The sequence below is a fragment of the Novosphingobium silvae genome, from assembly GCF_009856825.1.
GTDB lineage: Bacteria > Pseudomonadota > Alphaproteobacteria > Sphingomonadales > Sphingomonadaceae > Novosphingobium > Novosphingobium silvae.
In genome coordinates, this window is the sequence record NZ_WVTD01000012.1 from 86,895 (window position 1) to 99,299 (window position 12,405).

At 63.5% G+C, this 12,405-nt stretch carries 15 protein-coding genes and 1 pseudogene; 10 read left to right on the plus strand and 6 right to left on the minus strand.

Annotation, left to right across the window (positions count from 1 at the left end; translation table 11 throughout):
- Window positions 1-333: 333 nt before the first annotated feature.
- Together GR702_RS15335 and GR702_RS15340 are read left to right on the plus strand one after the other, a co-directional pair.
- Complete coding sequence (locus GR702_RS15335) at window positions 334-675, plus strand: hypothetical protein (protein ID WP_234415797.1); 342 nt, start codon at window positions 334-336, stop codon at window positions 673-675.
- Between the two features lie 74 nt (window positions 676-749).
- Window positions 750-1,244 (plus strand): annotated as a pseudogene (locus GR702_RS15340) (TolC family protein); the annotation flags it as partial.
- A gap of 177 nt (window positions 1,245-1,421) precedes the next feature.
- Here the strand turns inward: GR702_RS15340 and GR702_RS15345 are convergent.
- The 6 genes from GR702_RS15345 to GR702_RS15370 form a co-directional block, all read right to left on the minus strand.
- On the minus strand, window positions 1,422-2,393 hold the full coding sequence (locus GR702_RS15345) for an ExeA family protein (protein ID WP_008830441.1): 972 nt from the start codon (window positions 2,391-2,393) through the stop codon (window positions 1,422-1,424).
- Window positions 2,393-4,054, minus strand: coding sequence for an integrase (locus GR702_RS15350; protein WP_048939568.1), 1,662 nt, complete (start codon window positions 4,052-4,054; stop codon window positions 2,393-2,395). The genes GR702_RS15345 and GR702_RS15350 overlap by 1 nt, the downstream gene beginning before the upstream one ends.
- Window positions 4,054-4,698: a recombinase family protein gene (locus GR702_RS15355; protein ID WP_037519505.1), complete on the minus strand. Its 645-nt coding sequence runs from the start codon at window positions 4,696-4,698 to the stop codon at window positions 4,054-4,056. The genes GR702_RS15350 and GR702_RS15355 overlap by 1 nt, the downstream gene beginning before the upstream one ends.
- A gap of 341 nt (window positions 4,699-5,039) precedes the next feature.
- The gene (locus GR702_RS15360; protein ID WP_435593923.1) at window positions 5,040-5,585 is read right to left on the minus strand and encodes a DsrE family protein; all 546 of its coding nucleotides are present in this window, start codon (window positions 5,583-5,585) and stop codon (window positions 5,040-5,042) included.
- A 28-nt stretch (window positions 5,586-5,613) separates the two neighbouring features.
- The gene (locus tag GR702_RS15365) at window positions 5,614-6,021 is read right to left on the minus strand and encodes an ArsR/SmtB family transcription factor (protein ID WP_008830445.1); all 408 of its coding nucleotides are present in this window, start codon (window positions 6,019-6,021) and stop codon (window positions 5,614-5,616) included.
- Window positions 6,021-6,644, minus strand: a complete 624-nt coding sequence (locus GR702_RS15370; RefSeq protein WP_048939566.1) for a peroxiredoxin — start codon at window positions 6,642-6,644, stop codon at window positions 6,021-6,023. The genes GR702_RS15365 and GR702_RS15370 overlap by 1 nt, the downstream gene beginning before the upstream one ends.
- Before the next feature lie 85 nt (window positions 6,645-6,729).
- On the opposite strand from GR702_RS15370, the gene GR702_RS15375 reads away from it, so the two are divergent.
- Genes GR702_RS15375 through GR702_RS15410 form a run of 8 tightly spaced genes read left to right on the plus strand, consistent with a single transcriptional unit; the run spans window position 6,730 to window position 12,405 of the window.
- On the plus strand, window positions 6,730-7,647 hold the full coding sequence (locus GR702_RS15375) for an MBL fold metallo-hydrolase (protein ID WP_048939570.1): 918 nt from the start codon (window positions 6,730-6,732) through the stop codon (window positions 7,645-7,647).
- A complete protein-coding gene (locus tag GR702_RS15380; RefSeq protein WP_199909733.1) occupies window positions 7,647-8,084 on the plus strand; it encodes a YeeE/YedE family protein in 438 nt (145 codons plus the stop codon). The genes GR702_RS15375 and GR702_RS15380 overlap by 1 nt, the downstream gene beginning before the upstream one ends.
- Entirely contained in the window at window positions 8,084-8,509 is a 426-nt protein-coding gene (locus GR702_RS15385; RefSeq protein ID WP_008830449.1) for a DUF6691 family protein, read from the plus strand. The genes GR702_RS15380 and GR702_RS15385 overlap by 1 nt, the downstream gene beginning before the upstream one ends.
- A gap of 18 nt (window positions 8,510-8,527) precedes the next feature.
- On the plus strand, window positions 8,528-8,962 hold the full coding sequence (locus GR702_RS15390; protein ID WP_046406874.1) for a protein tyrosine phosphatase family protein: 435 nt from the start codon (window positions 8,528-8,530) through the stop codon (window positions 8,960-8,962).
- Window positions 8,959-10,191 carry an NAD(P)/FAD-dependent oxidoreductase gene (locus GR702_RS15395; RefSeq protein WP_070156781.1) on the plus strand — a complete coding sequence of 411 codons (1,233 nt, stop codon included), beginning with the start codon at window positions 8,959-8,961 and terminating at the stop codon, window positions 10,189-10,191. Before GR702_RS15390 ends, GR702_RS15395 begins: the two co-directional genes overlap by 4 nt.
- Window positions 10,188-10,970 (plus strand): sulfite exporter TauE/SafE family protein, encoded by a 783-nt coding sequence (locus GR702_RS15400; protein ID WP_171905871.1) that lies wholly within the window; start codon window positions 10,188-10,190, stop codon window positions 10,968-10,970. Before GR702_RS15395 ends, GR702_RS15400 begins: the two co-directional genes overlap by 4 nt.
- A complete protein-coding gene (locus GR702_RS15405) occupies window positions 10,970-11,779 on the plus strand; it encodes a TlpA disulfide reductase family protein (RefSeq protein ID WP_048939563.1) in 810 nt (269 codons plus the stop codon). Before GR702_RS15400 ends, GR702_RS15405 begins: the two co-directional genes overlap by 1 nt.
- Window positions 11,776-12,405 carry a DsbA family protein gene (locus GR702_RS15410; protein ID WP_048939562.1) on the plus strand — a complete coding sequence of 210 codons (630 nt, stop codon included), beginning with the start codon at window positions 11,776-11,778 and terminating at the stop codon, window positions 12,403-12,405. Before GR702_RS15405 ends, GR702_RS15410 begins: the two co-directional genes overlap by 4 nt.

Below are 12,405 nucleotides of genomic sequence, written 5' to 3' on the forward strand. Positions count from 1 at the left end.
CTGCCGCCCCAGAGCGGGGGCGACGGCTTCCCTCGAACAACCCGGGGCGGACTACAGGTTGTTCCGTTCGAAGTTCTCACGCCAGACGCTGTGCCCAACCTCGTCACGTGTGAGCTAATAGGGCAAAGAACTAATGCTCTGTTTCAAGCCATGACAAAAGATATAGTCATTTTTCTGTCATATGAATTCAGTGCTCGTTTCCGTTGTCTTAAATAAGGTGCGATCTTTAAGATGCGCATTACAAGACGAAGTGATGATACGGAATAACATTAACGGCGATCATGGTTCGTTGAAGATTTAGGTTCTCGGATGACATCCTTGGGAAAGCCGATTATGTACCTCGCCATGCGCCGCTTAGGACGTTTCCTTCTCTGCCTGCTGTCGTTGTCCATGCTGACGACGACGCTTGTGCATGCTCTGGAAGTTCCCAGCGCTCCGACCATCGAATGTTCGGGCTATGTGCATAGCGATGGCGACATGGATCAGACGCAAGGCGATACCGACAAGGCGATGCCGCACCATCACGGCGGCTGCCATGGTTCGTCAGCGTTCGTGCCGACCCTTGCCAATAGCGACATGATCTCTCTGGCACTGACCGCTCCGGTGGTCATCCCTCAACCTATATCCTCCAAGCGCTGGGCCATCGGCCCTAACCTGCGCCCGCCGATAGCCTGACAGAGCCATAGCGGATTGCTGCGCCTGAATTCGGGCCAGTGGTCATCCATGCCTCGTGTTCAGGATTCCCTTTCATGTTCCGATCCATTGCAGCCTTGCTGGCTGCCGTGTCCTGCGTCGCTGTGGCGCAGGCACAGGAAACGCCTGCTGCGGTAGCAGGGGCGTTACCCTACACCCTTGACCAGGCGGTTGCCGCTGCTGGCGGCAGTGCGCCGGCGGCAGAAGCTGCACAGGCCAATGTCGAGGCGGCGCGTGCCGCTCGTACCGTCGCTGGCCTTCGACCCAACCCGACCGTGCAGACCCAAGTAGAGAACATCGCGGGGAGCGGACCGTATAGCGGCGTTGGCAGTGCCGAATCGACGGTCAGTGTCGCAATCCCGATCGAGCTGGGCGGTAAGCGCTCGGCACGCATTGCGGTCGCTAATGCTCAGACCAATCGGGCTCTGCTCGTCTCGGCCATCACACAGGCGGACATCAGGCTACAGGTCACCCAGCTCTATGTGGAGGCAGTTGCAGCCGAACGCCGTGTCGAGACCGCACGCGATCAGTCTCGCATTGCCGGCGATGCCGCTAATTGTAGCGGCTCGCAATGATGATCGCCCGGAACTGCAATAGAGGGGGCTTTCGCGCTTGAATTATGTGAGACGCTGGCGATCAGCCGGCGCACGTTCGGTGAGACGCAAATCACATTCGATGCGACGGACGCGAGATGTTCACCGAGCGGCGCGGGATCGCGGACACGGCGGTCAAAGCGGTAATCCTGCCGCGCGCATATCGTCGGTCAGCTCGCGCGCACGAGCCGGATCAAGCCCGCCCCGGAGCAGTTGCCGTATCTCCGCCGGCTTGGCGTCGAACTGGTCCGCCAGGCTCTTCGTATCGTAGCCGTGGCGGGTAAGCTGGGGTTCGAGGTCGTCAATCTGGCGTGACAGCACACCCTCTACGGTAGCGGCATCGATCGGTTTCACGCTGGCCTCGAACCCGGCTTCGAACGCGCGCACGAGATGGCGGCCGATCTGGAGCGGTGTCTTAAGCTTGGCGGCGAGCAGGATCGCGGCGTCTTCGGTCAGCACGGCATCGGGTTCTATCCCCGGCGACAGTGCGGTGCGCAGCGCCCAGTCGATATAGTCGCGCTGCCGATCGCGCAGGCCGCCAAACTCGAACACGGTCGTCCGGTCGCCGATTTCCTCCATCAGCGGGCGTTTCAGGTCGTTGCGCAGCTTCGGATGGCCGACGAGGATCACGGCCAGTTGACCGCCGCCCTCGGTGACAAGCTCAACGAGGCGCTTGAGCGCGGTCAGCGTCTTTGGGTGGAGGTCGTGGGCATCGTCGACGAACAGCGCGACCGGTCGCTTGGCCTTGCGAAACAGCTCCTGCAAATCGCGTTCGCGCCGTTCCGATTGGCTTGGGATCGAGACGGTCTTCTCAGACGAAAGATCATAGAACAGCGCTGCAACCAGCAGCGGCACCGATATCTTGGCCTTTTCCAGGCTGAGCGCGCGCGAGACGATCACACGGCCCTCGCGCTCTAGTTCTTCGCGCAGTCGCCGCGTCAGCACGGTCTTGCCCGAGCCGATGGTGGCCGTAAGCGCGATCAGGCGACCACCTGTGATCGCGGTCTTCAGATCATGGGTAAGCTGGGCATGATGCTCGGTCTCGAAGAAGCCGAGATCGACCGGGGGCCGGGCCAGCCCGTAATAGCGCATCACCTCGGTCTGCATCAGCCGCTCCGTCTGTGGCCGGGCGGGAATCGCCTGCGGATTTCATCCATCACTTCGGGCCGGGACAGCGTGCGCGCGAGCAACGCGTCGATGAAGGCGCGGTCCTCTTCGCAAAGGCCGCCAAGCGGCAGGCGCAGTTCCTCGGATATGGCGAAGCGTGCCTTGAGCGGCGTGGCGAAGGTGAGTTCGGCGAACGGATCTGGATCGGCGAATGGCCGGGCCGGCACAGGTGCGATCCCATCGGTGGGCTTGCGACCGATCACCACGATGTCGTCCTCGCCCGTCAAGACCGAGCGAGGGATTCCGATCTTCGTCGCCAGCGCATCGACGCGATCCGCGCGGACCTCGCGCCGGCTCTTGCGGTGCTTGCGATAGCGATGCAGCGGCACCGGCCCTCCGACCGGATCGAACGGGCCGTATCGGTCATCGCCATGCTCGACCCATAGCTCCTGGTCGAACAGCCCCCACCAGACGACAACCGTTTCGCCGGCCACTTCGGACGTGACCTCATAGGTAACGCCGGCGACGGTCAGCCGGCAGTCGAGGCCGACCTTGCGGCGCTCTGGCTCGCGCGCGAATGCGCAATAGCGCTCCCAACTGCACATGGCGCAAATGCCGCCATCGGGCAGGTGGCCGAGCCAGTCGTCGATCCGAGAATGCGGCTCGCGACGATGGTCGCCGCTGTTGTAGGTGGCGATGTAGCGCGCCAGCCAGCGATTGGCCTCCTCCTCGCTGGCGGGTTCGTGAAAGTGGTACAGCGTCTCGTGCGCTTCCTTGACAGTGCGGAACGGGCGCTCGACTTTCCCCTTGGCGCGCGCGGTCGTGCGGCGTCCGTCCGACCCTGCTGGCATGTGCGGAGTGACGGTAATCCCGAGACATTCCATGACCCGCTTGAACACGCTCGATTTGCCGACCGGGCCGCCATCGAGCTGGATGTTCTCCGGAATACCTCCAAACGGATTGTCCTCCTTTGGTGCCATCGCACGGAACAGGAAGCGCAGCGCCGCCTCGGCATCCTCCCCATAGACGAGCGCATATTCCTGGTAGACGACGCCCGACCGGTCATCGACCACCGAGAACAGCATCAACGTAGGCGCGCCATTACGATCGGGATCGATCCAGGTCGGGGCCTTCAACTGCTTGAGATCCGACGGGCTCATGTCGAAATGCCAGAGCATGTTGGCGCGTTCGGCCTGATAGCGCACCGCAGCCGGCTCGCGCGTCATCCGCTCGGTGTCGTATCCCCGTTGCCGCATGTGCCGGTTGAGTGTCGAGGCAGCCAACCGACCTGCCGGCAGCTTCACCAGACCGCGATCGGGGGTCTCGACACCGTGTTCGGTGACGATTTCGAGGATACGCTTCGTCGAGAGACGACGGCCTTGACGGTTGGTCGTGCGGCTCTTCATCGCCGCAACGACCTCACACCACCATTCGATCTCGCCGGCAGGCATGGTGCGCGACAGGCCACGATCGGCACGGTGTGCGTCCTTCGGCCTTCGCTCGCCGCGCAACAGCCGGTAGAGCGTAGCGCGGCTGATGTCGTAGAGTTCGGCGGTCGATGTCATCAGCGGCTGCCGCTCGGGATGCCTTGCTGGCAATGCCGCCAAACGACGTCGGAGCGTCACGATCGCCTCGATGGGGACCGTGACGCCCGCGCTCATTATGCAGCCTGGCTTTGCGGTTGCCGAGTGGGACCCGCATCGAGCAACGCCTGCCCCGGCGCCTTGGGGGTGCCGTCGCCGTTGACATAGACATACAGGGTCGTGGTCGTGATCCCGAGCCGCTTAGCGACATCAGCCGCGACGACACCTCGATCGGACATCGCCGCCATCGCCATCGTCAGCGTCGCCCGGTTCATCTTGCGCGGCCGACCGCCCATGCGACCGCGCGCGCGCGCCGCAGCAAGGCCGGCATGGGTACGCTCGGCGATCAACTCGCGCTCGAACTCGGCGAACGCCGCGAAGATGCCGAAAGCGAGACGGCCATTGGCAGACGTCGTGTCGATCTGCGCGCCGGCACCTGCCAGCACCTTCAACCCGATCCCGCGCGACCGGAGATCCTCCGCCGTCGTCACCAGATGGCGCAGATCGCGGCCGAGGCGGTCCAGCTTCCAGATGACGAGCGTGTTGCCCGGCTGAAGCGCCTTCAGGCAGGCGGTCAGGCCAGGCCGCGCATCGTGGCGACCCGATGCCATATCCTCATAGATGCGCGACGGATCAATGCCGGCCGCGAACAGCGCGTCGCGCTGCGGCTCCAGCGTTTGCGTGCCGTCCGACTTGGACACTCGGATATAGCCAATGAGCAATGCGTACCCCGCCAGAAAAGACTACCGGCATGGTGCAAGATGGCGCTGGTTTTCACAACGGGTTTTCTTGCTCTTTTCGGATTGCCGGGACCGGCATTGTCAGACCGCGAGAAAACCGCTCGTTTTCCTTGCGGAGCCAACGTCGGCACGGTCGGCAGAATTCGCCAACTATCGGCTTAGCCGATGCATTCAGAGCTTCTGGAAGCGGACGCTTTCTGATGCGGGATTGTGGCACCGTAAACTTGCCGAAAGCTATGGTAGTCTGCTGGTGTCACAACCGACCGGTTATGACACCAGCAGCGTTACGGACTGGAATGATGAAACAGGAAAGGTGTCGGCGATCAGTCTGGGATCAGCACCCAACCACGCAGCTGCAACGTCGCCATTGTTGTCAGCGCAGACACGTCGGTTTCGACACTTTTCCCTACCGTAGCGGGGTCAATCCCGTTTCCAATAAGAGCCTGGCTGCATACCCGAACGGATACACCCGCCTTTTTCAACGCCTCAATTAAGGCAAGGTTGGGGTTCGCAGCTACTCCCGTCTTTGTCGCATAGGCGCGATCTTCGGTAACGATGGGCGTCGCCGGACCGTGGACGATCACGACGACATCGCCTTGTTCTGGACGAACGCCATCGTTGCCCAGCAGGTTCAAAAAGCGGGCGACCTTCTCCAGCGATGGATTGATTTTATCCGGCGTTGCCGCGGCCTTGGTCACATTGAACAGCACGCGATAGCGCAACTTGCGATCGGGCCGTTCCGCAGCACCTTCGACGGGTGTGATCGCGCCATATCCCGGTATCACCGCCTGCCTAGGCACGCCGGCTGAAGCACTGACGCTGCTCATGAGTGACAAGCATCCTGCAAGAGCAATGATTGGCATACGCATCCGCTTTTTCCTTCTTCAGCCGAAATGATCAGCCAACTCTCGCAAAAACGGCCGCACCGATGTTTTGCGGTCGAACCACGGACGGCGTCTCGCGCGGTCGCACTGGGCGGGGGGCCGGGGCCGTTTGGGGAGCCGACAGATCGTCGGCTCCGAACATCGCCTCCAGGGTTCGCACACACAGTGCGGCTGCATCGTCGGCAAGACGGTAGTGAACCTGCTTCGCCTCACGCCTGGTCTTCACCAGATCGGCGCGCCGCAGCTCGGCAAGCTGCTGACTGAGCGCTGGTTGGGTCACGCCCGTGGCCGCCTCGATGTCCGCCACCTGCCGTTCGCCACCCAGCAGATAGGACAGGATCATAAGGCGCTGCGGCTGCGCGAACACGCGCAGCTTCTCGACTGCAACGTCGGCAAGCGCGCGGGACTGGTAGATCGCCATCACCGGTCAGCCTTCGTCTGGTGAAACCAGTCGGCGCCTGCGTTCCCCGGCAAAGCGGGAGGCAGGAGCACGTCGTCGCCCGGCTGCCAGTCAGCGGGCGTATAGGCCTCGCCATCGGCCGAACGCTGCAACGCCCTGACCGTGCGAAGCATCTCGTCGACCGAGCGCCCGACATTCATCGGATACCAGCTGAGTGCGCGGATAATGCCTCCGGGATCAATGAAGTAGGTTGCACGTACCGTTGAGGCATCGCCAGCCTGCTCGTCGAGCATGCCGTAGGCATACCCAACCGCCATCGACGGATCCTCGATCACCGGAAACGGCACCTCGACATCAAAAACGTCGTGGATCGCGCGAAGCCAGGCGACATGAGAGTAGAGGCTGTCGACCGACAGCCCCAACAATACGCAATCCAGCTCCTCGAATTGAGGAGCCGCTTTAGCCAAGGCCACAAACTCGCTCGTGCAAACCGGCGTGAAGTCGGCAGGGTGCGAGAAAAACACAATCCAGCGCCCACGATACTGATCGAGCGCAATCTCGCCCTGAGTGGTGCGGGCGGTGAAGTTCGGGGCTGCATCCCCGATGCGCAGCGAGCGCGGCATGTTCGCATCCATCATTTCCATTCCTCCCAAATGGCACGAACACCCCGTTGACGCAATACGTTTACACAACTACATAAACCGTGAGGTTGTCTAAATGGAGATGGTCATGGACCCGGTTTTGAGCGAAGCCAATGCCCAGATCAGACGCGCAAAAGCGGCCGGATCGCCGGTCGTTCAGTCCTTCTTTGATGAGCCTACCAACACAGCGACCTACGTCGTTTGGGACGTGGCGACGAAAAAGGCTGCGATCGTCGACAGCGTCCTCGATTTTGACGCCGCGGCTGGCCGGACCAAAACCGCGTCGGCGGACGCAGTGATCGCTTACGTGCGGGATCAGGGACTGACGGTCGATTGGCTGCTGGAAACCCATGCTCATGCCGATCACCTGTCTGCGGCACCTTATCTTCAGCAGGCGCTTGGCGGGCAGCTCGCGATCGGTCGTGAGATCATCCGGGTCCAGAACGTATTTGGCAAAATCTTCAACGCTGGCACCGACTTCGAGCGCGATGGCTCGGAGTTCGACCGGCTGTTTGAGGACGGCGACCGCTTTGCCATCGGCAACATCGACGCCATTGCGCTGCACGTGCCCGGCCATACGCCGGCGGACATGGCCTATGCCATCGGTGACGCGGTCTTCACCGGCGATACGCTCTTCATGCCCGATTACGGCACCGCGCGGGCAGACTTCCCTGGTGGCGACGCACGCCAGCTATTCCGCTCGATCCGCCGGCTCATGCAGCTGCCGGACGAGACGCGCCTGTTCCTCTGCCACGACTACAAGGCGGTGGGCCGCGACGAATATGTCTGGGAAACGACTGTAGGCGCGCAGCGTGTCGGCAACGTCCATGTCCACGAAGGGGTCAGCGAAGACGACTTCGTCGCGATGCGGACCAGTCGCGACGCCACCTTGTCGATGCCGAAGCTCATCCTGCCCTCGATCCAGGTGAACATGCGCGGTGGTCATCTGCCGGAGCCGGAAGCCAACGGCACCCGCTACCTCAAAATTCCGCTGGATGCGCTGTGATGCCAGGCTTTCCCCATGCCATGCCGCTCGAAGGCTTCATCGGCGGGCTGATGATCGGTGTCGCCGCGGCGATCATGCTGCTCGGCAACGGCCGCATCGCCGGAGTCAGTGGCATGTTCGCGAGGGTTTTTGGTCTTTCCGCTGGAGGCCCACCATGGGCCCTCGCGCTGCTCTTTACCGCGGGTCTGCCCTTGGGCGCGGGTATTGCTGCGGCCAGTTTGGGCGTGAAAGCCAGCTTTCCGGCATCGCTTTCGCTGATCGCCGTCGCCGGTCTAGTCGTCGGTATCGGAACGCGGCTTGGGTCCGGGTGCACCAGTGGTCACGGCGTATGCGGCCTGTCCCGCCTGTCGCCCCGGTCCATCGCCGCGACCGTCACGTTCATGGCGACCGGCGTCGTCACGGTCACGATCATGCGTCTGTCCGGGGTGATACTGTGATGCGCCAGAACCTCATTTCACTCGCTAGCGGGACGCTGTTCGGCGCCGGCCTTGCCATCTCCGGAATGATCGATCCGGCGCGGGTGCGCGCGTTCCTCGATGTCACCGGCGCGTGGGACCCGACCTTGGCGTTCGTCATGGCAGGCGCGATCCTGCCGATGGCGATAGCCTGGTTCGTCGTGCGGCGTCGCTCGACCCCGATCGCGGCCGAACAATTCCACACGCCCGCCACCTCGCCGATCGACCGGCGCCTCATCGGCGGTGCGGCCTTGTTCGGCATAGGCTGGGGCATCGTCGGATTGTGCCCAGGTCCCGCCATTGCCGCACTGGCGATCCAGCCTCTGCCGGCACTGGTCTTCATCGCTGCAATGGCCCTCGGCGTTGCCGTCCACCGCTTTGCATTCACTTCCCGCCGTTCGGCCTGATCAGACAGGAGACATCACATGGCTTTCAAGCAGATCACCTCGTCCTTCTCTGCCGCCCCCCAGCTGACGCAAGACGACCTCGCCGCTGCCGCGAAGGCAGGATATCGCTCGATCATCTCAAGCCGCCCGGACGGCGAGGAGGCGGGCCAGCCAAGCGCGGAAGAAATGGCCCGAATGGCAGGCGACCACGGTCTCGCGTTTGCCCATGTCCCTATCGTACCGGGCAAGGCGACTGACGCCGATGCGGATCGCATGAAGGAGGCGCTAGCCACGCTGCCACAGCCGACGCTCGGCTTCTGCCGTAGCGGGACGCGCGCGGCGACCTTGTGGGCGTTGGCCGAGGCCGATCGCGCCGACCCGGCGACGATCGTCGACCAAGCAAAGGCAGCCGGGTACGACCTTGCCGATCTCACGCCTGCGCTGAAGCGCCGTTCCGAAAGGGCTGATCAATGACCTACGACATCGTCATCATCGGGGGCGGTGCCGCCGGCATCGCGACCGCTTCCAGCATTCTGAAGCGCAACGCCAAAGTGACGATCGCGGTCGTCGATCCGGCGACCGACCATTATTACCAGCCCGGCTGGACGATGGTGGGGGCCGGCGTCTTCACTCCCGAACAGACGCGCAAGGCCGAATCCGACATAATGCCAAAGGGCGTTAAGTGGGTACGGTTGCCCGCCGTTGCCATCGACCCCGACCGTAACACGGTCGAGCTCGAATACGGTGACACATTGACCTATCGCGTTCTGGTCGTCGCGCCCGGGCTGCGCCTGGCGTGGGAGAAGATCGAAGGGCTGCCTGAGGCTCTCGGCCGCAACGGCGTCACCTCCAACTATCGCTACGATCTGGCACCCTACACCTACCAGCTCGTCAAGGAATTGCGGCAGGGGCGGGCGCTGTTCTCGCAGCCACCCATGCCGATCAAGTGCGCCGGCGCACCGCAGAAAGCAATGTATCTCTCCTGCGACATCTGGCGCGATAGCGGCGTTCTCCCGGCTATCGACGTCGAGTTCCATAATGCCGGCGCAGCCCTGTTCGGGGTCCCGACCTACGTCCCGGCGCTGATGGAATATGTCGAGAAGTACGGCATCGATCTCAGGCTTGAGTCCAACCTGGTCGCAGTCGACGCCGATCGTCGTGTCGCCACGTTCGAGCGCAAGCAGGACGGCGTCTCCGAGCGGATCGAACGCCCGTTTGACATGCTCCACGTCGTTCCGCCCCAAGTGTCGCATGCCGTCGTTGCCAATAGCCCGCTCGCGGCTGCGAGCGGCTTCGTCGAGGTCGACGAGACTACGCTGCGGCACAAGCGATTTGAAAACATCTTTGGCCTTGGCGATGCCGCTGGCACCAGCAATGCCAAGACCGCCGCTGCTGCTCGCGTCCAGGCGCCCGTGGTCGCGGTCAACGCGCTGGCCGCGCTCGACGGCAGACCCCCCGTTGCCGACTATAATGGTTACGGCTCATGCCCGCTCACGGTCGAACGCGGTAAGATCGTCCTCGCCGAGTTCGGCTATGGCGGAAAGCTGCTGCCCAGCTTCCCATCCTGGCTGCTGGACGGAACGCGTCCGACGCGCGCCGCCTGGTTCCTGAAGGAGCGCATGCTGCCCCCGATCTACTGGCAGGGCATGCTGAAAGGCCGCGAGTGGATGGCCGCTCCACACGAGATCGGCAAGGCGGCATGATCCTCGAACCAATCCAGTATCTGCTTGGCGCCTTGTCCGGCAGCCTGATCGGTTTCACCCTCGGGCTCGTTGGTGGCGGTGGCTCGATCCTCGCCGTGCCGCTCATGGTGTATCTGGTGCGCGTTCCCGACGCGCACCTCGCCATCGGTACGAGCGCGTTTGCCGTGGCGGCCAATGCCGCGACCGGTCTGATCGGTCATGCCAAGGCACATACCGTCAAATGGCGGTGCGGCGGCATGTATGCGACTGCCGGCGTCATCGGTGCGCTGCTCGGATCCACCGCGGGCAAGGCCGTCGATGGCGGCAAGCTCCTCTTTCTGTTCGCGCTCGTCATGATCGTCGTCGGCGTTGTAATGCTGCGCGGGCGGGGTGACGTTGGTAATCCCGGTGCAGAATGCAACCGGGAGAAGGCGCCCAAGGTGCTGGGTTATGGCCTCGGCACCGGACTGTTTTCGGGCTTCTTCGGCATCGGTGGTGGCTTCCTGATCGTTCCCGGACTGATCGGATCGACGGGCATGCCGATCCTCAACGCCGTCGGCACGTCGCTGATCGCCGTCACCGCGTTCGGGCTGACGACCGCTGCCAACTACGCGTTCTCCGGGCTTGTGGATTGGCCGCTCGCCTTCGCCTTCATCGGCGGTGGGGTTATCGGCGGGTTGATCGGCACGCGGATCGCTAAGCGTCTGGGCACGGGCAGTACACTCACCACGGTCTTCGCAACGCTGATCTTCGTGGTCGCAGCCTATATGCTCTGGAAGAGCGCAGGCGCGTTTCTGTGATGGGCAGCGCAATTGCCATCGGGCCGCTGATGATGGCGGTCGATCGCGGATTGGCGGTTCTGTGCGTCGCCGTGTTCCTCGGTTTGACGGCGCTGGCGGGACGGTTCCGCTTCCCGCGAGTGTCGATGGTCGCGACCAGTGCTATTGTCGTCGGGCTGGTGACGGCCCGGATCGGCTATGTCGCGACGCATTGGGCGAGCTACGCCGATGCTCCACTCTCCATCCTAGCTATATGGCAGGGAGGCTTCTCGGCCGTCGCCGGCCTCGCCGGCGCTGCGGTAACGCTGGCGTTCCGGCTCGGCCGAACGCGCGCTCTGGCGATAGGCTGGGCAGCGCTTGCCGTAGCTGGCGGCCTCTGGTTCACGCTTCAGGCGCTGATCCCGCCCGTGACCTACGGCCCCTTTCCCTATCATCTCGCCTTAACGACGCCATCCGGCGCTCCGCTCCCGCTTGATCGATTCCGGGGTCGTCCCTTCGTGGTCAATCTGTGGGCGACATGGTGCGGCCCATGCCGGCGCGAGCTGCCAATGCTCGATGCTGCTGCGTCGCGCCGTGGAGAGGTGCCGATTCTGCTCGCCGATCAGGGTGAGGCGCCGGCGACCGTTACCCGGTTCCTTACCCGCGAAGGCATCGGTGCTGGCAACGTCGCGCTTGATCCCGACCGTAGGCTTTCCCGAGCCTTCGAGGTCGCCGGCTATCCCGCAACCGCCTTCGTCGCCGCGGATGGCACGATCGTGCAGCTCCAGCTCGGAGAGTTGTCGCGCGCCGCGCTCGCCGATGGAATTGATAAGGCAAGGAAACATCGATGAACCGCCGCAACCTTCTCTTTCCCGGCATTCTAGCCGCGCTTGCTTTTGCCGTGCCGATGACACCTGCGGTCGGGCAGCAGCAGCCTGATTTGTCGCGCAAGGCAGTCATCGACGATCCCGTAGCCCCCAAGCGGGCCGGCACAGCCTATGACGTCACCGTTGTCGAGTTCTTCGACTACAACTGCCCCTATTGCCGTCGCATGGAGCCGGTGCTGAACGCGCTGCTTCGCTCCGACCCGAAGGTGCGGATCGTGTATCGGGACTGGCCGATATTCGGACCCGCCTCCCGCGAGGCGTCCCGGGCGGCCGTCGCGAGCCAGTGGCAAGGCAGGCATGCCGCCTTCCATGGAGCGCTGCTTGCCTCACCGGCGCGGCTCGACAGCGCCGCTATCAGGGCAGCTGCTGTGAAAGCCAAGGTGGATTGGCCGCGTCTGCAACGTGACCTGAAGACGCGTGGCGCGGAGATCGATGCGCTGCTGACGCGCACCAATGGCATTGCCGAGGCGATCGGATTTAACGGGACCCCGGCGCTGATCGTCGGCTCGCAGGTCGTGGCCGGCGCGGTCGATCTACCAACACTGCGCCGCCTCGTCGCAACGGCGCGCAGCAAGCCCGCAGGGCGTTGA

Bases quoted from the DNA above. Each gene is read 5' to 3' on its own strand.
- GR702_RS15395 (WP_070156781.1), top strand. From the start codon at position 8,959: ATGACCTACGACATCGTCATCATCGGGGGCGGTGCCGCCGGCATCGCG.
- GR702_RS15400 (WP_171905871.1), top strand. From the start codon at position 10,188: ATGATCCTCGAACCAATCCAGTATCTGCTTGGCGCCTTGTCCGGCAGC.
- GR702_RS15405 (WP_048939563.1), top strand. From the start codon at position 10,970: ATGGGCAGCGCAATTGCCATCGGGCCGCTGATGATGGCGGTCGATCGC.
- GR702_RS15375 (WP_048939570.1), top strand. From the start codon at position 6,730: ATGGACCCGGTTTTGAGCGAAGCCAATGCCCAGATCAGACGCGCAAAA.
- GR702_RS15365 (WP_008830445.1), bottom strand. From the start codon at position 6,021: ATGGCGATCTACCAGTCCCGCGCGCTTGCCGACGTTGCAGTCGAGAAG.
- GR702_RS15385 (WP_008830449.1), top strand. From the start codon at position 8,084: ATGCGCCAGAACCTCATTTCACTCGCTAGCGGGACGCTGTTCGGCGCC.
- GR702_RS15370 (WP_048939566.1), bottom strand. From the start codon at position 6,644: ATGGAAATGATGGATGCGAACATGCCGCGCTCGCTGCGCATCGGGGAT.
- GR702_RS15410 (WP_048939562.1), top strand. From the start codon at position 11,776: ATGAACCGCCGCAACCTTCTCTTTCCCGGCATTCTAGCCGCGCTTGCT.
- GR702_RS15390 (WP_046406874.1), top strand. From the start codon at position 8,528: ATGGCTTTCAAGCAGATCACCTCGTCCTTCTCTGCCGCCCCCCAGCTG.
- GR702_RS15350 (WP_048939568.1), bottom strand. From the start codon at position 4,054: ATGAGCGCGGGCGTCACGGTCCCCATCGAGGCGATCGTGACGCTCCGA.
- GR702_RS15345 (WP_008830441.1), bottom strand. From the start codon at position 2,393: ATGCAGACCGAGGTGATGCGCTATTACGGGCTGGCCCGGCCCCCGGTC.
- GR702_RS15360 (WP_435593923.1), bottom strand. From the start codon at position 5,585: ATGCGTATGCCAATCATTGCTCTTGCAGGATGCTTGTCACTCATGAGC.
- GR702_RS15380 (WP_199909733.1), top strand. From the start codon at position 7,647: ATGCCAGGCTTTCCCCATGCCATGCCGCTCGAAGGCTTCATCGGCGGG.
- GR702_RS15335 (WP_234415797.1), top strand. From the start codon at position 334: ATGTACCTCGCCATGCGCCGCTTAGGACGTTTCCTTCTCTGCCTGCTG.